This is a genomic window from Bradyrhizobium sp. 44 (genome assembly GCF_023073095.1).
Lineage (GTDB): Bacteria > Pseudomonadota > Alphaproteobacteria > Rhizobiales > Xanthobacteraceae > Bradyrhizobium.
On sequence record NZ_JADPIY010000020.1, the window covers coordinates 61,026 to 83,761 of the forward strand.

Here is a 22,736-nt window from a genome sequence, read left to right on the forward strand (position 1 = left end):
ATGAGCGTACCCAGCAACGTACGGCGCTTCGAAGCGTTGCTCTATGCATCGTTGATGCTGGATGCCTTGTCGGTGGCGGTGCAGGACCGCACGCCCAATGCCGAGATGACCGAGCAGATGATCACGACGTCGACGCTGCTTGCCGGCGGCATGATCCTGCTGCTGGTGTATTTCGTCAGGCTGGCCGCGCACGGGCGCAAGAACTGGCCGCGCTGGGTGCTGGCGGCGGCGCTCGTACTGTCGGTGATCTCGCTCGGCCAGATCATCGGCGAGAAAGGCATGGAACTCGACAGCGCCATCGAGATCGTCTCCTGCGTGCTGACGGCAATGGGATTGTATTTCTCGTTCCGCGGCGACGCGCAGGGCTGGTTCAACGCGTAAGGCGTCAGGTGGATTGGCGGCGCGCAATCCCGCCAATCCGCCCTACGATTGAAGACCGGAATCCGCTAGACTTCACCCATGGAATGGACCGACGAAGGCATCGTGCTGGGGGTGCGGCGGCATGGCGAGAGCAGCGCCATCGTCGAGCTGCTGACCCGTGCGCACGGCCGCCATCTCGGTCTCGTCCGCGGCGGCGCCGGCTCGCGGATGCGGCCCTTGCTGCAGCCCGGCAACAGCCTCAGCGTGGTATGGCGGGCGCGGCTCGACGAGCATCTCGGCACCTATGCCATCGAGGGCCTCAAGCTGCGGGCGGCGACGCTGCTGGGATCATCCCACGGCGTCTACGGCATCACCCATCTCGCCTCGATCGCGCGGTTGCTGCCGGAACGCGATCCGCACGAAAACCTCCTGGCGCTGCTCGAACATGCGCTGGACGATTTCGACGACATCGGCAGCGCCGCCGTCCACGTGATCCATTTCGAGCTGGCGATGCTCACCGAGCTCGGCTTCGGGCTGGCGCTGGAAAACTGCGCGGTGACCGGAGAAACCAACGACCTGATCTATGTCTCGCCCAAATCCGGCGGCGCAGTGTCACGCGGGGCGGGCGAACCGTGGCGCGACCGCCTGTTGCGACTGCCGCCGTTCCTGCGCCAAGGCGAGGTGCAGGGCGACCTCACCGACGAGGATCTCCAGGATGGCTTTCGACTGACCGGCCTTTTCCTGTTGCGGCACGTGCTGGAGCCGCGCGGGCAGGGCCATTCCGACGCGCGGGCAGGCTTCATCAACGCGCTGGCGCGACAGCAGGCAAAGGGCGCGATTCCCGCGCCATGAACCTGGCGCGGCTCTGCATTGCCCTGGTGGGACAACCCTTGCTGGAACAAAACGGGGTTCCCCGGACTTGCCGTTTTGGGTTCCAACCGGGGATAGCCTCATGCTGATCAAGGGACTTGTGATATCGGCAGCGCTGATCGCGCTGGCGCCGGACGCCCACGCGGGTGAGCAGCCGGACGTGTTTCGCCGTGCCTCCTGTACCGTCGTCAGATTCTATGTGGCCAAATATTCCGCTGCGGCCGCAGAGGCATGGGCGAGGTCCAAGGGCGCGACGGAGGCCGAGATCGAGACGGCGCGGCGGTGCCTGCCCAATGCCCCGGCCACCACGCAGGCCAAAAACACCCAACCCACCCAGACCTTCACCGCAGGCTGGGCCGGCCAGTAGGCCGCCCACAGGGAACCAATCGATCCTTGCCCGATTCGCTTCCACGGTTTAACCGGGCGGCATGGGAAAACGATTGATTCCGCCGGAGGAACCGGCCGAAATTCACGAGGTGCCGCTGCGTGAGGCGCTGGAAGAGCGCTATCTCGCGTACGCGCTCTCCACCATCATGCACCGCGCGCTGCCGGATGCCCGCGACGGCCTGAAGCCGGTACACCGGCGCATCCTCTATGGCATGCGCCTGCTACGGCTTGATCCGGGCACGGCTTTCAAGAAGTCCGCCAAAATCGTCGGCGACGTGATGGGCTCGTTCCATCCGCATGGCGACCAGGCGATCTACGACGCCATGGTGCGTCTGGCGCAGGATTTCTCCTCGCGCTACCCGCTGGTCGACGGCCAGGGCAATTTCGGCAATATCGACGGCGATAATCCGGCCGCCTATCGCTACACCGAAGCGCGCATGACCGACGTCGCGCGGCTTCTGCTCGACGGCATCGACGAGGACGGGGTCGAATTCCGCCCCAATTACGATGGCCAGTCGAAAGAGCCGATCGTGCTGCCCGGCGGCTTCCCGAACCTGCTCGCCAACGGTGCGCAGGGTATCGCGGTCGGCATGGCGACCTCGATCCCGCCGCACAACGCCGCCGAGCTCTGCGACGCCGCGCTGCATCTGATCGAGAAGCCCGACGCGAAATCCAGGGCGCTGCTGAAATGGGTCAAGGGTCCGGATTTCCCCACCGGCGGCATCTGCGTCGATTCCAAGCAGGCGATCGCTGAAGCCTACACCACCGGCCGCGGTTCGTTTCGCGTCCGCTCCCGATGGGAGCAGGAAGAGGGCGCGCGCGGCACCTGGGTCGTCGTCGTCACCGAGATTCCCTTTCTGGTGCAGAAGTCGCGGCTGATCGAGAAGATCGCCGAGCTGCTGGACCAGAAGAAGCTGCCGCTGGTCGGCGATATCAGGGACGAATCGGCCGAAGACGTTCGCATCGTGATCGAGCCGAAGTCGAAGAACGTCGATCCCGCGCTGATGATGGAATCGCTGTTCCGGCTGACCGAGCTCGAAAACAAGATTCCGCTGAACCTCAACGTGCTGATCAAGGGCCGCGTCCCCAAAGTCGTGGGGCTCGCGGAATGCTTGCGCGAATGGCTCGACCATCTGCGTGACGTGCTGATCCGTCGCACCAACCATCGCAAGGCCGAGATCGAGCGCCGGCTGGAGATTCTCGGCGGCTTGCTGATTGCCTATCTGAACATCGACGAGGTGATCAGGATCATCCGTAATGAGGACGAGCCGAAGCCGGCGCTGATCAAGGCGTTCAAGCTCACCGAGGTGCAGGCCGAAGCCATCCTCAACATGCGGCTGCGAAGCCTGCGCAAGCTCGAGGAGATGGAGATCCGCAGCGAGGACAAGGATCTTCGCAAGGAGCTGAAGGGCATCGAGGGGCTGCTGGCGTCAGAACCCGAGCAGTGGAAGAAGGTCGCCGAGCAGGTCGGCAAGGTCCGCGACATGTTCGGACCCAAGACCCCGCTCGGCAAGCGCCGCACCACCTTTGCGGACGCGCCCGAGCACGATCTGGCCGCGATCGAGGAAGCCCTGGTCGAGCGCGAGCCGGTGACGGTTGTCGTCTCCGACAAGGGCTGGATCCGCACCCTCAAGGGCCATGTCGAGGATCTCTCGGGGCTGGCTTTCAAGCAGGACGACAAGCTCGGGTTCGCGTTCTTCGCGGAAACGACCTCGAAGCTGCTGCTGTTCGCCACCAACGGAAAATTCTACTCGCTCGATGTCGCAAAACTTCCGGGCGGCCGCGGTCATGGCGAGCCGATCCGCCAATTCATCGATCTCGAGCCGGAGGCCGCGCCGGTCACGCTGTTCGTCAACAAGGGCGGACGCAAATTCCTGGTCGCGAGCCACGAGGGCCAGGGCTTCGTCGTCAACGAGGACGATTGCGTCGGCACCACCAAGAAGGGCAAGCAGGTCCTCAACGTCGATATGCCGAACGAGGCGCGCACGGTCACCGAGGTGCTCGGCGACACCGTCGCGGTCATCGGCGAGAACCGCAAGATGCTGATCTTCCCGCTCGACCAGGTGCCGGAGATGGCCCGCGGCCGCGGTGTGCGTCTGCAGAAGTACAAGGACGGCGGCCTCTCCGACATTGCCGTGTTCGACGCCAAGGCTGGCCTGACCTGGAAAGACTCCGCGGGCCGCGAATTCTCCGCGACCATGAAGGAGCTCGCCGAGTGGAAAGGCTCCCGCGCCGACGCCGGTCGTCTCCCGCCGAAGGGATTCCCGAAGTCGAACAAGTTCGGCAGGGTGATCGGGTAGTCCGCGGGCCGTCGCCATATCGACGGTGTCATGCCCCGCGTAGGCGGGGCATCCAGTACGCCGCGACCTCTCGGCTCAATCATAGCTTTCTCTGGAATACTGGATCGCCCGGTCAAGCCGGGCGACGACAGCGAGGGTGTGGCGCGCAAACGCGCGGCAGATAGCCGTGAGCGCATGAGTGCTTCGGCCCTCCGGGCATGAACATTGCTTTTTGTCTGGCGACTTTAACGTCTCCGTTAAAAGGCAAATCCATTCCATGTCCAAACTGAAGGCTTTCATTCCGGCGCTGTTCGCCTTGGCGCTGACCGCGCCGCCCGCGCATGCCGCAGGCAACCTCGTCGCGGTGCTCGAGGCCGAGATCGTCACGCTCGATCCGCATTTCTCCACAGCCTATATTACGCGCACGTTCGGCTACATGGTGTTCGACACGCTGTTTGCGAAGGATTCCAAAGGCGAGATCAAGCCGCAGATGGTGCAGGACTGGAAGGTCTCGGCCGATGGCCTGATCTACAGTTTCACGCTGCGCGAGGGCCTGAGATGGCATGACGGCCAGCCGGTCACGGCCGCCGATTGCGTCGCCTCGCTGCGCCGCTGGGGCACCCGCAGTGCGCTCGGCCGCCGCATCTTCGCGATCACGGCCTCGCTCGAACCGACCGACGTAAAAACCTTCGTGCTGACGCTGAAGGAGCCGTCTGGTCTCGTCATCGACGCGCTCGGCAATCCCGTCAGTCCGGTCGCTTTCATGATGCCCGAGCGCATTGCCAAAACGCCCGGCGACCAGCGCATCACCGAGATCGTCGGCTCCGGCCCGTTCGTCTACAGCAAGGCCGATCACCGCACCGGCGATCGCATGATCCTGAAGAAGTTCGCCGACTATGTGCCGCGTCCCGAGCCCGCCGATTTCCTCGCCGGCGGCAAGCGCGTCAACATCGACACGCTCGAGGTCCGTGTCATCCCGGATGGCGCGACCGCAGCCTCCGCGCTGCAGGCCGGCGAGGTCGATTTCATGCAATACGCGCCGTTCGATCTGCTGCCGACCATGGAAAAGAACTCACGGGTCAAACTCGTCAATTTCACCGGCGGCAACATGTTCGCGGGCGCCTATCGCCTCAACGCCGCATCAAAGCCGTTCGACGATCCCGCCATCAGGCGCGTGCTGTGGAAGCTGGTCGATCAGCGCGAGGTACTGGACGCACTCGGCCTGGACGCCAAATACGCCGCTCCTTGCGCGACATACTTCACTTGCGGCACCACCTATGACAGCAAGGCTGGGACCGAAGCCGCCGCCAAGCCGTCGATCGAAGCGGTGAAGGCCGCACTGAAGGCGACGAAATATGCCGGCGAGCCGGTCGTCGTCATGGAGGCCAATGACCTCGAAGCCCCGCGCGTCTCGGCGCAGGTGCTGGCCGAGCGGCTGAAGCAGGCCGGCTTCAACGTCGACCTCCAGGTGATGGACTGGGCGAGCGTGCTGGCGCGTCGCGCCAAGAAGGAGGGCTGGAGCGTCTATGGCGTCCACGCCGGCGGTTTTGACCTCGGCTCGCCCTTGACCAACGTCATGGTCGCCTTCAACTGCGCCGATTTCACCGGCTGGCAATGCGATGCGCGCATCACACCGCTGATGGAGGCCTTTGCCAAGGCGCCCGCCGAGGAGGATCGCAAGAAGATCGCAGGCGAGATCCAGACCGTCATGTACGATCAGGCACCCGCGATACCGTGGGGCCAGTTCGCCCAGCCCGCCGCCTCTCGCGCCACCTTGCGCGGTCTGATACCGTCCGCCATCCCGGTTTTCTGGAACGTCGAGAAGTAGCGCGATGTACGATGTCATTGTTGTCGGCGGCGGCTCAGCCGGCGCCGCTGTTGCGGCACGGCTCTCGGAAGATCCCGCGCGGCGCGTCCTGCTGCTCGAGGCGGGCCTCGATTGGCGCGCCGACGAGGCGCCTTGGGAAGTGATGACGCCAAATCCCATCCCGATCATCCACAAGCGCGAGTACCAGGAGAAATGGCAATGGCCGGATCTTCTGACGCGCCGTGTGGCCGGCCAGGAGCCGCGCTTCTACTGGCGCGGCAAGGGGCTCGGCGGCTCCTCGATGATGAACGGTCAGATCGCGATCCGGGGCGTTGCGGACGCGTTCGACGAATGGGCCGCCAATGGCTGCACCGGCTGGTCGGCCAAGGACGTGATGCCGCTGTTCTCTGTGATCGAGGACGATCTGGAATTCGGCGACGAGGCCTGCCACGGACGCGGCGGACCGCTGCCGGTCTATCGCGCGCCGCCGGACAAATGGGGACCGATCGATCGCGGCTTGCGCGATGCGGCGCTGGCGAGCGGCTATCCCTGGTGCGCCGACGTCAACGGCCCGGACGGCGAGGGGGTCGCCTGCTATCCCATCAACAGCCGCAACAGCCGCCGCATCACCACCAACGAGGGTTATCTGGAGCCCGCGCGGGGCCGCGCCAATCTGGAAATTCGCGGGCATGCGCTGGTCGACCGCGTGCTGATCAGTAATGGACGGGCGACCGGCCTTCGCGTTCACATCGAGGGGCAGGGCACCAGCGAGATCAGCGCGCGCCAGATCGTGCTGTGTGCCGGCGCCATCCACAGTCCGGCAATCCTGCTGCGCTCGGGCATTGGACCTGCGGATGAGCTGAAGGCGATGGGGATCGCGGTCGAGCGCGACCTGCCGGTCGGCGAGCACTTCTTCGACCACCCGCTGTTTCGCGCCACGATCCAGCTCCAGGAAAATCTGCGGCCCACAGATCCCGACACCCGCCACACCAATTGCTGCGTGACCTATTCGTCAGGCCTCGCCGACGGCGGCAAGCGCGACATGATCCTGATCGCCTTCAACCACCGCGGCATCGGCGTGCCGGGCGCGATCGGCGCCGGGCTGTTCAACGCGTATTCGCGTGGCACGCTCAAGCTGGCCTCGACCGACCCCGCGATCGATCCTGTTGTCGAGGAGAACATGCTGGCCGATCCCCGCGACATGCTACGCATGATGGATGCGGTGAGGCGGCTGGCCGTGATCACCGCCCAGCCGGCGCTATCGGGCATCACGGACTGGATCCGGCTCGCCGATACGGATCTGACGCTGCCGCAGGCTGCGGCCTTGCCCGATCACGAGCTCGACGCGCTGCTGCGCCGTGAGACCGGCGATATCCAGCACGCCGCCGGCAGTTGCCGGATGACTGGTGTCAACGACGCCGACGGTGTGGTCAACCCTGACGGCATAGTGAAGGGTATCGCGGGCCTGCGCGTCGCCGACGCCTCGATCATGCCGTCGGATTGCCGTGCCAACACCCACTTTACGACGGTGGTGATCGGCGAGGCGATCGCGCGGTTGATGATGCGTTAGAGGGCAGCATCGAGCGCCGGCGTGCGGACGAAGACCTACCGCTCGACGGCCAGGCCGAACAGCGGTCGGAGCTGTGTTCCCAGAATGTTGCCAACGAAAGCCGCGACCAGCCAGCACCAGCCATGCAGGCTGCCCGATGCGATCCCGCTGAAATAAGCGCCGATATTGCAGCCATAGGCGAGCCGGGCGCCATAGCCGAGAAGCAGGCCGCCGATGATGGCCGCGACCAGCGAGGATGCGGAGATGCGCCATGTCGGATGGAATTTGCCGGCGAGGCCTGCGGCCAGCAAGGCTCCCAGGATGATGCCGAAATCCATGACGGAGGTGATGTCGGCGAAGATGCTTTGGTGCAGCGAGGCGGCGCGAGCACCCTGCCAATAGGGCCAAGACGCGACGTCGACGCCGAGGCTCATCAGGATCTTCGATCCCCAGAGCGCGAAAGCGGAGGTGATGCCCCAGGGACGTCCCGCGAGATACAGCGTGGCGAAATTTCCGATCGCGAGCAGGACCGCGCCCCACAGGAGCGGCCACGGCCCCTGCATGAAGCGGCGCGCGCCGCGCAGCTTCGTGCGCGCTCCCGGCTCAAGTTGGCCGTGCCGGCCGATCTCGGCCCTGACGGTGATGAGGTAGATCGCAGCCATGACGGCCCAGCAGAGCACGAGCGCCGGCAGCCAGCCGAGCCGTTCGATCAACGAGACCGCGCCGATGTTCGGCAGCGCGCTCCACCACGGCAGGTGCAATGCACCGAGCGTCGATCCGGCGATGAAGGCCGCCAGTGTCACCAGCATGCGGGTGTTGCCGCCGCCGGCGGTATAAAGCGTTCCCGACGCGCAGCCGCCGCCAAGCTGCATTCCAAGGCCGAACAGAAACGCCCCGGTCAGCATGCCCACGCCCACCGCGCCGAGCTCGCCATGCACGGCAACGCCGAACAGCGTGCCTTGCGCCAAGGCCGGAAAGAAGAGGGCGGTTGCCAGCGCCAGCATGACCATTTGCGCACGGAGGCCGGCGCCTCGTCGCGCGACAATGAAGACGCGCCAGGCCGAGGTGAACCCGAACAGCGCATGGTAAAGCGTCAGGCCAAGTGCACCTCCGAGAAGAAACAACAATCCCTGCTGCCAGGAGATCGTGCCCGACAAGGCCGCTGCGCCCGCCAGAAGAATTGCCGCCGCGACAGCGACGACCGTGAGATTGGCGCCGTGCCGGTCATTGTCAGGGGCAAGCAGTCGCGCATCAATGGATAGATCGGTCATGGCTCATCCAAAAAGCGGAGTGTTCGGCAGTGAGAGCTAACCGGGGCGAATTCTCCCCGTTCCAATCTTTCCACCTTGGAACTGATGCGATAGCGCTAGGAAACGGCTGTCATGCCCCGGCTCGACCGGGGCATCCAGTAAGCCGCGGCTTCTCTTCTCAGTCACGATCGTCTCGGAGTACTGGGTCGCCCGGTCAAGCCGGGCGAGGACATCGAGAGTGGGCAGGATTAGTCGTCGCGCCGATGCACGGTTCAAACAACGGACGAGAGTTCGCGATCTCGCGGCGCGTTCGGCCCGAGTTTTGATTCGTCGCATGGTCCTCGTAGAGACAAGGGCGCAGCGAAGGCCGGGCGCCGGCTGGCACCCGCAGATCCGTGGGCGATAGAAATGCACACGGGCAATGCCTGTCATGCCCGACGCCGTCGCGTCCATCGCTGCCCAGCCCGCGGTCGTGACGATCGCGATCCGCCCCTTGTCTCGGGCCGGGGTGTGTCGTTGGTACGTCGAATCCGAATTTCGGTAAAGCAGAATGTTTTGCGAGGGCTTGAGAGGCGGTGTGGCGTAGGCTTTTCAGCGCAACTTCGGCGACCCGGCACCTGATAGGACAAAGTTATGACCGAAAGCGAAAAGAAGCTCCTGATCCACTCGGCATGGATCGCGCGGCTCGTCTGACGTCGGCTTACGCCAGTTGACGCACTAGCTTCAACCGAACTGGAACAATCTCGAAGCGATCTGATTGAAGTTTGTTACGGCTTAGCTGGGATAGACACGGAGTATTCCTGGAGAAGCGTGTTGTTTATCAGGGAAGGTGCTTCACATGGATGACAAACGAAAATCATCAAAAGCTGGGGAACGGGCCGCTGAAGGCTTGCGCGAGGCGACTGCTAAGGAAGAAGCGAAAAACGAGAGCAAGACGGGACACGATTTAGCTAAGGGCGCTGATCGCTTCGAAGAACGTTCTGAAAGCTCCGATGGAAGAAGCGCAAAAGAGAAGCAAAAAGGGTGAATGTATGCGGCAGATCCGGCGCTGCGTTTCCGTGGATGACCTCAAGCGGGCGAACCGGGACCCCATAGCTAGCTGAGATGACCAACTGGCCCACTGGCTCGGGCGAGGATGTCTGAGGTTCGCCATGCAACCCTGACGGCTTAGTGACGCCTTCCATTGGCAAACCGGACGTGACGAACCAATTAGTCCATGTTCTAAATCACCCCCGCCAACCTTAGCGCCACGCCCGCCGCGCAACTGCCCGCGAGCACCGTGAGCATGCCGAGCTTGAACCGGAAGATCGCGGTTGCTGCCGCGATCGACAGCATGAGCGCGGGGATATCGACGCTCGTCAGGACCGGCATGTCGAAGTTCAGCGGAAACGCGTGCACCGGCACGGTGTCGCGGAACAGCGTGTGCAGCGCGAACCAGATCGAGAGGTTGAGGATCACGCCGACGACGGCAGCCGTGATCGCACTGAGCGCACCGCCGAGACCCTTGTTGCCGCGCAGCCGTTCGACGTAGGGGGCACCGACGAAAATCCAGAGGAAGCAGGGCGTGAAGGTGACCCAGGTCGCGAGCAGCCCGCCGAGCGTGGCCGCGAGCATCGGCGACAGCCCGCTGGCGTCGCGGTAGGCGGCCATGAAGCCCACGAACTGGAGCACCATGATCAAAGGGCCGGGCGTGGTCTCGGCCATACCGAGACCGTCGAGCATCTCGTGCGGCTTGAGCCAGTGATAGTGCTCGACCGCCTGCTGGGCGACATAGGCCAGCACCGCATAGGCGCCGCCGAAGGTGACCATCGCCATTTTCGAGAAGAACAGCGCGATGTGACTGAAGACATTGTCTTGTCCAACAGCGAGCAACAGCGCGATCACCGGCACCAGCCACAGCGCAAGCCACAACACGCCCACGCGAATCGTGCGGACGGTGTTGGGGCGGACATGCTCGGGCACGGCGTCGCCGAGCATGCTGTCGATCACGGCGCTGCTGCCGGCAGGGCCGTGACCGGCCGGCGCGAATTCCGGACGGCCCTGTTTGGCGCCGATATATCCGATGATTCCGGCGGCGATGATGATGACCGGGAAGGGGATCGCGAAGAAGAAAATCGCGACGAAGGCGATCGCGGCAAGCGCGATCATGATGCGGTTCTTCAATGCGCGCTTGCCGACGCGCACCACGGCCTCGACGACGATGGCGAGCACGGCGGCCTTCAAGCCGAAGAACAGAGCCTCGACGAAGCTGACATTGCCGTAGGCGGCGTAGACGTAACTCAGGCCCATGATGGCAATGATGCCGGGCAGAATGAACAGCCCGCCCGCCATCAGCCCGCCGGCGGTGCGATGCATCAGCCAGCCGACATAAGTCGCGAGCTGCTGCGCCTCCGGGCCCGGCAGCAGCATGCAGTAATTGAGCGCGTGGAGGAAACGGGCTTCCGAGATCCAGTTCTTCTCCTCGACCAGGATGCGGTGCATGACCGCGATCTGGCCCGCGGGCCCGCCAAAACTCAGGCAGGCGACGCGGAGCCAGACGCGAAAGGCTTCGCTGAAGCTGACGCCGTGACCGGCATCAGCTCCTGCTTCGATCGTACGGGTATCCATCAAGCCTTCGCCTTGTTGGTCGGCCAGTTGTGGGTCTCGGACGTGGCGTCACGGCACCAGCGATAGAAGGCGTCGTAGAGCAGCATGCCGGCCTCGAGCTGTTCGAGGTCGTCATCATACATCCGCGACAGCCCGAGCGAAGCTGCGAGCAGGCCGGGCGCCTCCGGCGCGAGGTCGGGCCGCCCGGTGTCGGCGCCGCGCACCAGCGTTGCGAGCCGGAGCAGCGCTGGCGCGGCAATCCCGAACTCCTCGATCATCACGTCGAAGGTGCAGAGCTCACCACGGTGGCTCCAGAACACGTTCTCGATGTCGAAGGGGGCTGCGTTGAAGCGTTGCCCGACCGCCACCACTTCCGAAGGCGCCACGAACAGGAACACCGCATTGGGATCGACGAAGCGGCGGATCAGCCAGGGGCAGGCAATGCGGTCGACCTTGGGCCGCGCCCGCGTCACCCAGACGGTGCGTCCCTTGGCGTCGCGCGGCGGCAGCTTGCGGGTATCGAGCAGCGGCAGCTTTGCGTCCTTCCAGCCCTCGAATCCGCCTTCCAGCGTCTCGGCCTGGACCCCAAGCTGCCTGAGCCAGGCCGCCGTGCCCTGCGCCAGCTTTGCGCCGCGCAGGCAGGAGACGATGGCGGTGCGGCCGGCGAATTCGGCACCCCATTCCGGAACATTGTCGTGGCTGAGCTTGATCGAACCTGGGATCAGCCGCCGGTCGGCGGCAAAATCCTCGTCGGTGCGCACGTCGATCAGGGCAGGGGCGTTTGCCGTGCCGATCAACCGTGCCAGTTTGTCAGATGATATCGTCGTGTAGGAAGACATGATGCGCCCTCGTGAAAAACAACGGGACGCGATACTTGGGCATGTCGCCTCGTGGGGAGATCGCTCAAATCCCCATGACCTTCATTACACCGAAACGGCACCTACCTGTCAATCGGCTCATTCCGGGGATTTTGCCCAGAAGACTCGCAGGTCTATATTAGGGGTTAACGGCCCGGGCCTTTCGGAGAGTTCGCGATGCATTCCCATTCCATCGAACAATGGACCCATGACCACGCCTTTCTGGGCGACAAGCACGACGAGAACGAGCGGCGCACCTGGCTCGTCGTCATCCTGACGCTGGTCATGATGGTCGGCGAGATCGTCGCGGGCACGCTGTTCGGCTCGATGGCGCTGCTCGCCGACGGCTGGCACATGGGAACGCATGCGGCGGCGCTGGGGATTGCCGCGTTCGCGTATCGCTTTGCGCGACGACATCTGGGGAGCTCGCATTTCAGCTTCGGGACCGGCAAGTTCGGCGATCTTGCCGCCTTCGCCAGCGCGATCATCCTCGGCCTGATCGCGGTCGAGATCGCCTATGAGAGCGTGCTGCGGCTGATCAATCCGGTGCCGATCGTCTATGGCGAGGCCATCGTAGTCGCTGCTCTCGGCCTGTGCGTCAATCTCGCCAGTGCCTGGCTGCTCCGCGATAACCATGGTCATCACCATCACGGCCATGCGCATGATGATCACGACGATCATGACCATGATCACCACCACCATCATCACGACAACAATCTCCGCGCGGCCTATGTCCACGTCATGGCGGACGCGGCGACCTCGGTGCTGGCGATCGCCGCGCTCGTGGTCGCCATGTATTCGGGATGGGCCTGGGCCGATCCGGCGGTCGGCCTGATCGGCAGTGCCGTGATCGCAAGCTGGGCGTTCGGCCTGATAAAGACATCAGGCGCGGTGCTGCTCGACGTCCGCGCCGACGAGAAGCTGGAGCGCGTGATCCGGGCGCGCATGGAGATCGGCGATGACCGCGTCACCGATCTGCATCTGTGGCAGGTCGGCCCCGGCCATTGCGCCGTGCTGGTCTCGGTGGTGTCGGACAAGCCGAAGCAGCCGGCGGTCTACAAAAAGCGGCTCGCCGGGTTGAAGGGGCTGAGCCACGTCACCGTCGAGGTCGAGACTTGCCCGCATTAAAGTGGTCTGCGGGAATTCTGCGAATTGGCCGGGGTTGACCCTCGGTCACAGCCGACAATGGCTGCAAGGGAGGAACGAATGACGTCAAGGATCACGCTCGCTCTCGCCGTCGCTGCGCTTGCTCTGTGCGGCCATGCGGCGCTGGCGCAATCGGAAAAGACCGGTGTCGAAAAGCTCTACGTCCTCAATTGCGGCGAGGGCACCGCCGGCGACATCTCGCGCTGGACGCCCGGCCTCAACGAAGGCAAGACGATGGACTTCGTCGACAGCTGCTATCTCATCAAGCACGCCAAGGGCTGGTTCCTGTGGGACACCGGCATCGCCGACGCAGTTGCCGCGATGCCGAACGGCCTTACGCCCGCCGATCCCAAGGCCGTGACCTGGCGCCGGCCGAAGACGCTTGCCGCCCAGCTCGAACAGCTCGGCCTCAAGCCCGGTGACGTCAAGATGATGGCCGTCTCGCACACGCATCCCGACCACACCGGCAATGTCGAGCTATTCCCGCAGGCCACGCTCTACGTGCAGAAGGCCGAGTATGACTGGCCCGGCGCCAACAACGAGCCGCGATTCAAGCCCTCGCACCCGGTCGAGCTGCTTGCGGGCGACAAGGATGTGTTCGGCGACGGCAGCGTGACCATCCTGTCGACGCCCGGCCATACGCCGGGACATCAATCGCTGGTGGTGAAGCTGCCGAAGACCGGCGCCGTCGTACTGTCGGGCGACGCCGTGCATTTCAAGGACAATTGGGACAACCGCCGCGTGCCCAGCATGAACGCCAACAAGGACCAGAGCGCGGCCTCGATGCAGAAGATCGCCGACACGCTCAGTAAGGAGAAGGCGCAGCTCTGGATCAACCACGACAAGGTCCAGCGCGACAGCCAGAAGATGGCGCCTGAGTTTTACGACTAGCTTCCCGCGACGCCCCTGTTGCCACTACGGTGGCAGCAGGGGCGTGCTAGCGCCCTCAACAAGCTCCGCAACGGGAGACGATTGTGGGTGAGTGGGCCGCGGTTGCGATCGCGCTGGCGTCGAGCAGCCTTGGCGGCACTGCCGCGGCGATCACCCGCTATCTGGTCGGCGGCGCCGATCCGATCCTGCTCGCGATCCTGCGCTGGGGGATCGGCTTTCTCTGCCTCCTGCCGTGCGCGGTTCTGTTCGGCGTGCGCTGGCCGCAGCGGTCCGATTGGCCGGCCGTGGCGCTGCTCGGCATCTGCTTTTTCGGCCTTTTCTTCATCCTCTACAACATCGCGGTCTCCTACACGACCGCCGCGCGCGCCAGTCTCGCGCTTGCGACGCTGCCGCTCCACACCATGGTGGTCGGCGCCATGCTCGGCGTCGAGCGGCTGACGGCGCGCAAGATCATTGGTGTCGGCATCGCCGTGCTCGGCGTGGCGGCGGCGCTGGCGGCGGGCCTGGCGCAAAGCCCGCCGGGCGCCTGGCGCGGCGAGCTGATCATGAGCGGTGCCGTGTTCTGCATGGCGTTCTACAACGTGCTGTCGCGGCCGCTGATGCAGCGCTCCAGCCCGCTCGGTTTTCTCACGGTCGGCATGGGTGCGGGCGCCGCCGTGCTGGTGCTCGCGGGTTTCGTGAAGGGCAGCTTTGCAGCGCTTGATCATTTCACGATGGGGCAGTGGATTGCCGGCGTCTATCTCGGCATCGGCGGCGGTGCGCTCGCCTTCATCCTCTGGGTCATGGCGCTGGCGCGGGCAACGCCGACCCGGGTCGCCAATACGATGACGGTCAACCCGATCGCCGCCACCTTGCTGGCCGCGCTGCTGATCGGCGAGCCGATCACGCCCAACCTTCTGATCGGGCTGGTCGCCGTGTTCGCCGGCATCTGGATCGCGACCGGCGAAACGAAGCCGGCCTAGTTGCGCGGTGCGGTCACGGCGGGCGGGCTCGCTTCCGGCGCCTTCTTCGGCTTCAGCGAGCCGGCGTAGAAGGAGATCAGCCAGACCAGGATGATGGCGAGGAGATAGACACCCCAGGCCTGTGGCGGCGTGGTCGCCCAGCGCAGGAGGCCTTTGAATGTGCGGGGCGGGCGCGTGTCTTCGGTCATGCTTCGCTTGTGCGCGAAAGCTCCGGCCCGGTCAATCCGGCCGTGGTTGCGCGCGGATCATGAACAGCGCGGCCAGCGCCGAGAGGCTGAGCGCGGATGAGACGATCAGCACCTTGGCGCCCATGACGTCGATGAGCAGGCCAAAGGCCAGCGGCGCCACGGCTTGCGCCATCCGTGCCGGCGCGCCGATGATGCCGAGGCGATAGCCGAAATCCTTGGGGCCGAAGATCGACAGCGGCAGCGTGCCGCGCGCGATGGTCAGGATGCCGTTGCCGGAGCCGTGGAACAGCGCAAACGCACTGGCCGCGGCGCCGCCGAAGATCGCAACGACCACGGCGCCGATCGGGTGGGTGAGGCAGGCGAGCCGCGTCGACCACAGCGGATGAAAGCGGCTGAGGAAGCCTGCCTCCAGAACCCGCGCGGCGACTTGTGCGGGGCCGATCAGCGCACCGGCCGCGATCGCCTCGACCGGCGTCGCGCCTGTGGTCTCCAGGATGCGCGGGAAATGCGCGGCCATCGCGCCGGTGACGGTCCAGACTGCCGCAAAGATGAAGGCGAGCAGCACCATGGTGCGGTCGACCGGCAGATGCGGCTTCACCGCTGTCGCCGCAGCCTGCCTGGCGCCCTTGATCGTCGGCAGCAAGAAGAAGTTGAGCGGCAGGCCGATCAGGATATTGGCAGCGGCCCAGGCAAAGCAGGTGTCGCGCCAGCCGATATGGGCGAGGCCCCAGGCGGTGAGCGGCCAGCCGACGGTTGATGCAAAGCCCGCCATCAGCGTGATGCCGGTGATCGGCTTGCGGGCCTCGGTGCCGTAGATGCGGCCGAGCGCGGCGAAGGCGGCGTCGTAAAGCCCCATCGCCATGCCGACGCCGAGCACGAGCCAGGCGATTGCCATCACCGCCACCGATTGCGAGAGGCCGAGCAGAACGAGGCCGGCGGCGATCGTCAGGTTCGACACCGAGAGGACCTGCCGGCCGCCGACCAGATCGATCTGTCGCCCGATGCGCGGCCCGAGCAGCGCCGAGATCACCAGCGAGGCCGAGAACGCGCCAAACACCCAGTTGGAGGAGATGCCGAGATCGCGCGCCATGGGATCGGCCAGCAGCGCCGGCAGATAGTAGCTCGAGGCCCAGGCCAGGGTCTGCGTGGTACCGAGCGCCAGAATGATCGGAAGCTGGCGCTGGCTCATATCCCCGTATTTCTGATCGGCGGCGTCATCATTCGCATTTGCGGCCCGAGGCGGCAGCGCGTCAACAGCGTCCGCGACATATGCGACCTGCCGCGGGCGGGAGCCTGGCCGTGAGCGGGAGCCTTGGCGACGCAAGGTCCGCGCGCCGCCTTTCGCTCGTCACGAATGCACGGCATAATGGCGCATGCAATTGACCTCGCGCGTTGCGCTGATGAACTGGTTGGCCGGCCAGGGGCTCACCGGCCTGCCCGAACCCGAACTGCTGCGCGGCTTCTGCGAGCGCTGCCGCGCCGAGGGGCTGGAACTCTCGCGTGGGCTTGTCGTGATCGATACGCTGCACCCGATCTACGAGGGGCGCGCCTTCCGCTGGAGCGATACGCCGACCAACGAGAGCGACGTCGTCGAATACGGCTCGACGGCCGAGGGCGACGCGGCCAACAATTGGCGCCGGTCGGTGTTCTATCATTTGCTCGAGCATGGTCACGACGAGATGGTGATCGATCTCGCCGACGCGCCCACGCTCGATTTCTCGCAAATCGGCGAGCTCGCTGAAACGGGTCACCGCCATTTCCTGGCCTTTGTGCACCGCTTCGGGGAGACTGGAGCGCTCGGGCAGATGGACTGCCTCTACTCCTCCTGGACAACGCGACGCGACAGCGGCTTCGCCGAAGGCGAGCTCGCGGCGCTGCGCGATCTCGTGCCGGTGCTGGGGCTCGCGATCAAGTCGGCGCAGCAGGTCGACATCGCGCGCACGCTCGGCCGCGTCTATCTCGGACGCGATGCGTCAGAGCAGGTCTTGAGCGGACGTATCTCGCGCGGCGTCACCGAGCGCATCAACGCCGTGCTGTGGTATTCGGATCTGCGCGGCTCGACCGGAATCAGCGAGAGCATCGGCCCCGACGAGATCATCCCGTTCCTCAACGACTATGCGCAGGCCGTGATCGATGCGATCCACGACGCCGGTGGCGACGTCTTGAAGCTGATCGGCGACGGTGTGCTCGCGATGTTCACCGGTGAAGACATGGCGCATGCCCGGCGCGCCGCACTTCGCGCCGAGCATTTGTTCCGCAAGAACGTCGCGGCGCTGAACCTGAGGCGGGGCGCCGAGGGCCGTCCCACCACGTCCGCCTATATCGGCCTGCATGTCGGCGAGGTCTTCTACGGCAATATCGGCAGCGAGGACCGGCTCGACTTCACCGTGGTCGGTCCGACCGTGAACGAGGTCAGTCGCATCGCCTCGATGAGCCGTTCGGTCGATCGCGAGCTGCTGGCCTCGGCGGAATTCTACAAGGGCCTCGACGCCACCGGCCGCCGCTACCTCGTCTCCACCGGCCGCTATGCGCTGCGTGGCATTGGCCGCGCGCAGGATCTCTACACGCTCGATCCGGAGGTGGACGCGAGCGAGCCGGTGACGGGGAGCTACGAGCGGTATCTGGCGGGCTAGGCTGGCTGCTTCAACATACTCCGTCATTGCGAGGAGCTCTTGCAACGAAGCAATCCAGACTGTCTCCGCGGACGGATTCTGGATTGCTTCGCTTCGCTCGCAATGACGGTGCAGCTAACACCGCGCCGCCACCTCATCGCCCACCATGTCCGGCTGCCGGTCCAGCGCCACGGCGGGCGAGAGCCAGATCACCAGCGCCTGCACGCCGAATACGGCGGCGGCGAGATAGAGGCACGCTTCCGCGCTCCAGAGGCCGCCGACGACCGCACCCAGCGCCGAGCCGACCGGGCGGGCGCCGTAGCTCATGATGTTGATGGCGGAGACGCGGCCGAGCAGGCGCGGCGGCGTTACCGATTGACGCAACGTCGTGGTCGAGATCACCCACAGGATCGGCCCGACGCCGAGCAGGAAGAAGCTCAAGGCCGCAAGCCAGGGCGAGGGGACCAGCACCGTCAGCGCCATCACCACCGCCGCGACGAAGCCGGTGACGGGGCCGAGGCCGACGACCGTGCCGAACGCGATGCGCTTCATCACACGCGTGGCCAACAGCGCGCCGATCACCATGCCGACACCGTACATCGTCAGCACGGTGCCGATGCCAGCAGCGGTCAGGCCGAGGTGACGTACGGCGTAGGGCACGAACACCGCGATCTGCAGAAACCATCCGGTGTTGAAGATGAACTGGGTGATGAACACCGGCCGGAGCAGCGGATGATGAAACACGAAGGCCGCGCCCTCGCGGATGTCCTGGAACGGATGCCGCCGTGGGGCCGGCGTGCGGTCGGGCTCGTAGATGCCGGAGAGCAGCACGACGGCGATCGCGGACAGCGCGGCCGCGAAGCCGAAGGCTGGGCTCGCGCCCCACCACCCGACCAGCACGCCGCCGAGCGCAGGGCCGCTGGCGAAGGCGATGGTGCGTGCGAGCTCGATCCGCGCATTGGCTGCCGGCAACAGGTCCGAACTCACCAGGGAGGGCACCAGCGCCGGCGCGGCCACGCTGTAGACGACGGTGCCGCACACGGCGGCAAAGCCGAGCAGCGCCAGCAGCGGCAGATTGAGCGCGCCGAGCGCGAGCAGCAGCACGATCGCTGCAAGGGCCGCGGCCCGCAGCGCCTCGGCGCCCGCCATCAGCGAACGGCGGGAGATGCGGTCGGCCAGCAGGCCGGCCGGTATCGCGAAGAGGACGAAGGGCAGCGTCAGCGCGGTCTGGAGCAGCCCCGTCTGGCCCTCGGCGACGCCGAGCGTCAGCACCGCGACGATGGGGGCCGCAGCCAGCGCGATCTGTTCGGCCGACTGTGCCGCCAGGTTCGACCAGGCGAGGCGGTTGAATGTCTCGGGGAGGCGCGGGGGATTTGACATGGCTCATTTCCTGCAAAGTCGAGGCGCCACTATCCGCCTCGGAGGACGTCCAAACCCACCCGCTTCCCGACTGGGGCGACGAAATAGCGACCGCCCAGAGACCGATGCGGCTAGATGCAGTTGCAAATGAGTTGCAATAAGGCTCGACTTCGGTATTCTCGCTCCATGGATGCTCGCTCTCCCGATCTGACCCGAGATGCCGCCGGCTGGCGCAATGACGCGCCGATGACCAAGAGCCTTGCCGAGGTGAATGCCTCGGTCGCCCTCCCCATCGCGGGGGTGTGGTGGCGGCGCCTGCTCGCCTTCGTCGGCCCGGGCTATCTGGTCTCGGTCGGCTACATGGACCCCGGCAATTGGGCGACCGACCTCGCCGGCGGGTCCAAGTTCGGCTACACGCTGCTTTCGGTCATCCTGCTCTCGAATTTGATGGCGATCCTGCTGCAATCACTGGCGGCACGGCTCGGCATCGTCACCGACCGCGACCTCGCGCAGGCCTGCCGCGGGACCTATTCGCCGGCCGTGAACTTTCTGCTCTGGCTTGCCTGCGAGGCGGCGATCATCGCCTGCGATCTCGCCGAGGTCATCGGCACCGCGATCGCGCTCAAGCTGCTGTTCGGCATTCCCCTGATTGGCGGCGCGCTGATCGCCGCGCTGGATGCCTTTTTGCTGCTCATCTTGATGAATCGTGGCTTCCGTTTCCTCGAAGCCTTCGTCATCGCGCTGCTCGTCGTGATCGCAGTCTGTTTCACCGTCCAGCTTGCCGCGGCAGCACCGCCGGTGGCCGAGATGCTGAGGGGATTTGTGCCGAAGACCGAGATCTTCACCAACCCCGAGATGCTCTACATCGCGATCGGCATCATCGGTGCGACCGTCATGCCGCATAATCTCTATCTGCACTCCTCGATCGTGCAGACGCGCGCCTATGAGCGCAACGACGAAGGCCGGCGCGAGGCGATCAAATGGGCGACGACGGATTCGACCATCGCCCTGATGCTGGCGCTGTTCATCAACGCCGCGATCCTGGTCGTGGCTGCCGCAACCTTCCACAAGAGCGGCCATTCTGACGTTGCCGAGATCGGCCAGGCCTTCGAGCTGCTGTCTCCGCTGCTCGGGCTCGGCATCGCCTCGACACTGTTCGCAGTGGCGCTGCTTGCCTCGGGCCTGAATTCAACGGTGACGGCGACGCTTGCCGGCCAGATCGTGATGGAAGGCTTTCTCGATTTGCGCCTGCCGAGCTGGGCGCGCCGGTTGCTGACGCGCGGCATCGCGATCATTCCCGTGATCGTCGTCACCGCGATCTATGGCGAACGCGGCACGGCTGATCTGCTGGTATTCAGCCAGGTCGTGTTGTCGATGCAGCTGCCTTTCGCCGTGATCCCGCTGGTGCGGTTCGTCTCGGACCGCCGCAAGATGGGCAAGTTCGTAATCCCGGCGTGGGTCGCGGCGATCGCTTGGATCGTTGCCGGCATCATCGTGGTTTTGAACCTGAAGCTGCTCGCGGATACGCTGTTCGGGTGATGAATCAGGGCCGTGACGGCGTTTCGGCTTGTATGGGCTGAGCGGATTGACGTCGAGGTCGACCTCTTTCACGCATTGCTGACTTTCGCGATGACTCGAGCCGGCGTGCCACTTGCCTGAACGAAGCTCGACCTTCCTCATCTCGGCGATCTTTAGGCACTTCCAGTCGCCTGCGCGAGGAAGTCCTTTGCTGGAGCCGCCAGAGAATTGGAAGGCAAGTGTGTATTCCTCGCCGTTCGTATGGCCAAGCAACGCGGGACAAATGGCGCGCGGGTGACCCTGATACGAGCAGTGCACCTGAAGTCGTTCGATAATGGCCTGTGCGATTAAATCGTAAGTCCGGGACAAGGATGCCTCCGTAGTCTCTTCTGCTTACGGCCCTTGCATATTGGTCGCCCGCAGGCGAACGGCTATGCCGATCAATCCTGCGGCTCGGACGTCGCATCGCCTTGCGCGTCAATGCGCAGCCAGCCTGACGGCGCGAGGCGCTGCTGGGGCAGGAAGCGGGCCTTGTAGTCCATCTTCTTGGAGCCCTCGATCCAGTAGCCGAGATAGACGTAAGGCAATCCCTGCCGGCGGGCGCGGGCGATGTGGTCGAGGATCATGAAGGTGCCCATCGAGCGGCTGACTTCGCCGGGCTCGAAGAACGAATAGACCATCGACAGGCCGTCGCTGAGCACGTCGGTCAGCGCGACCGCAATCAGCTCTTCGCCCCGGCCGGTGATGCCGCTGTCGGGACCGCGCTTGCGGTACTCGATGATACGGGTCTCGACGTGGCTGTCCTCGACCATCATGGCGTAGTCGAGCACGGTCATGTCGGCCATGCCGCCATGGCGGTGACGGGAATCGAGATAGGCGCGGAACACCGAATATTGCTCGGAGGTCGGCACCGCGCTGCGCTGCTCGCCGATGATGTCGGCGTTGCGCGCGATCACTTTGCGGAAGTTGCGGGAGGGGCGGAACTCGTTGGCGATCACTCGGACCGAGACGCAGGCGCGACACTGGTCGCAGGCGGGACGGTAGGCGATCGACTGGCTGCGGCGGAAGCCGCCGTGGGTCAGGAGGTCGTTGAGGTCACCGGCGCGCTCACCTACGAGGTGCGTAAACACCTTGCGCTCGTGCCGGCCCGGCAGATAGGGGCAGGGGGAGGGCGCCGTGAGGTAAAATTGTGGGGTGTCGCGCGAGTGCTGGGTCAAGGGACGTCGTGGGCCTCCAAAATGTGCATCAGCATCGCGCTACGAAAGCCCCCGGTCAATCGGTCTACTCGGCAGGTCAGATCGGACAGCATAGCGGGTCCAGGTTGATAGGTTCTTGATCCAGGTTGGTTGATCAGTAGGTCCTTGATCGAAAGGTCGCTGATCAGTAGGTCCTGGCGCCTTGAGGCACCGGCGCACGAACGGAATTGTTGATCACGATCGTTCCCAACACGAAATCCTGCAGCAAGCGCCTGCGGCCGTTGAAGAGGCCGACCAGGACGACGAAAGGCGACAGGAACGAGACGGTCACCCAGAACAGCACGGCGTGGGTGGCCCCGAGCACGAAATAGCCGGGCGCGCCGTACCAGGTGCGCAATTCAAGATCCATCACGCGCATGCCGATGGTCGCGGACGACGGACCGCCGATGCAGGCGCCGTAATAGACGATGGCCCAGATCACGGAGGCCGGCCAAGCCAGCCAGAACAGCGCCCAGCCGATGCCGAGCGTGACCACGCCGAACACCGCGATGAAGAGGTAGCCGAGGATCACCGGCACCGAGATCACGACCATGTCGATCAAGAAGGCGAACACCCGCCGCGTCGCAACGCCGCGGAACAGTTCCGGGTGCAGATAGAGATCGTAGGCGTGCGGCTGCGCCCCACCGTCATTGCGCCAGGCATTGCCCGAGTCCGAATACGACATGACCATTCTCCCGAGGGAAACTCCCGTGGCAGGACTCCCGTGGCAGGACATGGGAACAGGCCGTCCGCGTGCCAAGGGCGCCGGGATTAACAAGCCGAAATATTCCGGCGATTCGGGGGCGGCGGAGGTGGTGGTGGCACACCCTCGGTGTCGTCCTGGCGAAAGCCAGGACCCATTACCCCAAGGAGAAGTTTC

20 protein-coding genes are annotated in these 22,736 nt (G+C 65.0%); 12 read left to right on the forward strand and 8 right to left on the reverse strand.

Annotated elements, in window-relative coordinates; genetic code table 11:
* The 6 genes from IVB41_RS22470 (at nt 1) to IVB41_RS22495 (ending at nt 7,273) form a co-directional block, all read left to right on the forward strand.
* Nucleotides 1-381: a hypothetical protein gene (locus IVB41_RS22470; protein WP_027567284.1), complete on the forward strand. Its 381-nt coding sequence runs from the start codon at nt 1-3 to the stop codon at nt 379-381.
* A 78-nt stretch (nt 382-459) separates the two neighbouring features.
* Nucleotides 460-1,212: a DNA repair protein RecO gene (gene recO / locus IVB41_RS22475; RefSeq protein WP_247289321.1), complete on the forward strand. Its 753-nt coding sequence runs from the start codon at nt 460-462 to the stop codon at nt 1,210-1,212.
* Between the two features lie 100 nt (nt 1,213-1,312).
* Entirely contained in the window at nt 1,313-1,597 is a 285-nt protein-coding gene (locus IVB41_RS22480) for a hypothetical protein (RefSeq protein WP_247435060.1), read from the forward strand.
* 61 nt (nt 1,598-1,658) lie between these two features.
* Entirely contained in the window at nt 1,659-3,917 is a 2,259-nt protein-coding gene (gene parC / locus IVB41_RS22485; RefSeq protein WP_247289325.1) for a DNA topoisomerase IV subunit A, read from the forward strand.
* A 256-nt stretch (nt 3,918-4,173) separates the two neighbouring features.
* Complete coding sequence (locus IVB41_RS22490) at nt 4,174-5,724, forward strand: ABC transporter substrate-binding protein (RefSeq protein ID WP_247435063.1); 1,551 nt, start codon at nt 4,174-4,176, stop codon at nt 5,722-5,724.
* A 4-nt stretch (nt 5,725-5,728) separates the two neighbouring features.
* A complete protein-coding gene (locus IVB41_RS22495) occupies nt 5,729-7,273 on the forward strand; it encodes a GMC family oxidoreductase (protein ID WP_247435066.1) in 1,545 nt (514 codons plus the stop codon).
* Between the two features lie 35 nt (nt 7,274-7,308).
* Here IVB41_RS22495 and IVB41_RS22500 read toward each other — a convergent pair whose 3' ends face one another.
* Nucleotides 7,309-8,523 (reverse strand): YeeE/YedE family protein, encoded by a 1,215-nt coding sequence (locus tag IVB41_RS22500; RefSeq protein WP_247435069.1) that lies wholly within the window; start codon nt 8,521-8,523, stop codon nt 7,309-7,311.
* An 817-nt stretch (nt 8,524-9,340) separates the two neighbouring features.
* Here IVB41_RS22500 and IVB41_RS22505 point away from each other — a divergent pair.
* On the forward strand, nt 9,341-9,529 hold the full coding sequence (locus IVB41_RS22505) for a hypothetical protein (RefSeq protein WP_081747822.1): 189 nt from the start codon (nt 9,341-9,343) through the stop codon (nt 9,527-9,529).
* 194 nt (nt 9,530-9,723) lie between these two features.
* Here the strand turns inward: IVB41_RS22505 and chrA are convergent, their stop codons facing one another.
* Nucleotides 9,724-11,109, reverse strand: a complete 1,386-nt coding sequence (chrA, locus tag IVB41_RS22510) for a chromate efflux transporter (protein ID WP_247361563.1) — start codon at nt 11,107-11,109, stop codon at nt 9,724-9,726.
* Entirely contained in the window at nt 11,109-11,927 is an 819-nt protein-coding gene (locus tag IVB41_RS22515; protein WP_027567276.1) for a chromate resistance protein ChrB domain-containing protein, read from the reverse strand. Before IVB41_RS22515 ends, chrA begins: the two co-directional genes overlap by 1 nt.
* 195 nt (nt 11,928-12,122) lie before the next feature.
* Here IVB41_RS22515 and dmeF point away from each other — a divergent pair, with 195 nt between their 5' ends.
* From dmeF to IVB41_RS22530, 3 genes are all read left to right on the forward strand, one after another.
* Complete coding sequence (gene dmeF / locus IVB41_RS22520) at nt 12,123-13,073, forward strand: CDF family Co(II)/Ni(II) efflux transporter DmeF (protein ID WP_247361561.1); 951 nt, start codon at nt 12,123-12,125, stop codon at nt 13,071-13,073.
* A 78-nt stretch (nt 13,074-13,151) separates the two neighbouring features.
* The gene (locus IVB41_RS22525) at nt 13,152-13,982 is read left to right on the forward strand and encodes an N-acyl homoserine lactonase family protein (RefSeq protein WP_247361559.1); all 831 of its coding nucleotides are present in this window, start codon (nt 13,152-13,154) and stop codon (nt 13,980-13,982) included.
* An 83-nt stretch (nt 13,983-14,065) separates the two neighbouring features.
* Nucleotides 14,066-14,944: a DMT family transporter gene (locus tag IVB41_RS22530; protein WP_247435073.1), complete on the forward strand. Its 879-nt coding sequence runs from the start codon at nt 14,066-14,068 to the stop codon at nt 14,942-14,944.
* Here the strand turns inward: IVB41_RS22530 and IVB41_RS22535 are convergent.
* Both IVB41_RS22535 and IVB41_RS22540 read right to left on the reverse strand, forming a co-directional pair.
* Nucleotides 14,941-15,132, reverse strand: coding sequence for a hypothetical protein (locus IVB41_RS22535; RefSeq protein WP_027567272.1), 192 nt, complete (start codon nt 15,130-15,132; stop codon nt 14,941-14,943). The two genes, IVB41_RS22530 and IVB41_RS22535, sit on opposite strands and share 4 nt — an antisense overlap.
* A gap of 31 nt (nt 15,133-15,163) precedes the next feature.
* Nucleotides 15,164-16,321, reverse strand: coding sequence for an MFS transporter (locus IVB41_RS22540; RefSeq protein WP_027567271.1), 1,158 nt, complete (start codon nt 16,319-16,321; stop codon nt 15,164-15,166).
* 184 nt (nt 16,322-16,505) lie between these two features.
* On the opposite strand from IVB41_RS22540, the gene IVB41_RS22545 reads away from it, so the two are divergent.
* Complete coding sequence (locus tag IVB41_RS22545) at nt 16,506-17,765, forward strand: adenylate/guanylate cyclase domain-containing protein (RefSeq protein ID WP_027567270.1); 1,260 nt, start codon at nt 16,506-16,508, stop codon at nt 17,763-17,765.
* A 114-nt stretch (nt 17,766-17,879) separates the two neighbouring features.
* Here the strand turns inward: IVB41_RS22545 and IVB41_RS22550 are convergent, their stop codons facing one another.
* Nucleotides 17,880-19,124, reverse strand: coding sequence for an MFS transporter (locus IVB41_RS22550; protein WP_247435076.1), 1,245 nt, complete (start codon nt 19,122-19,124; stop codon nt 17,880-17,882).
* A gap of 165 nt (nt 19,125-19,289) precedes the next feature.
* On the opposite strand from IVB41_RS22550, the gene IVB41_RS22555 reads away from it, so the two are divergent.
* Nucleotides 19,290-20,642, forward strand: coding sequence for an Nramp family divalent metal transporter (locus IVB41_RS22555; RefSeq protein WP_247435079.1), 1,353 nt, complete (start codon nt 19,290-19,292; stop codon nt 20,640-20,642).
* Nucleotides 20,643-21,061: 419 nt separating this feature from the next.
* Here IVB41_RS22555 and IVB41_RS22560 read toward each other — a convergent pair whose 3' ends face one another.
* Complete coding sequence (locus IVB41_RS22560; RefSeq protein WP_018458387.1) at nt 21,062-21,838, reverse strand: arginyltransferase; 777 nt, start codon at nt 21,836-21,838, stop codon at nt 21,062-21,064.
* Between the two features lie 163 nt (nt 21,839-22,001).
* A complete protein-coding gene (locus tag IVB41_RS22565) occupies nt 22,002-22,541 on the reverse strand; it encodes an RDD family protein (RefSeq protein ID WP_247435082.1) in 540 nt (179 codons plus the stop codon).
* Between the last annotated feature and the right edge of the window lie 195 nt (nt 22,542-22,736).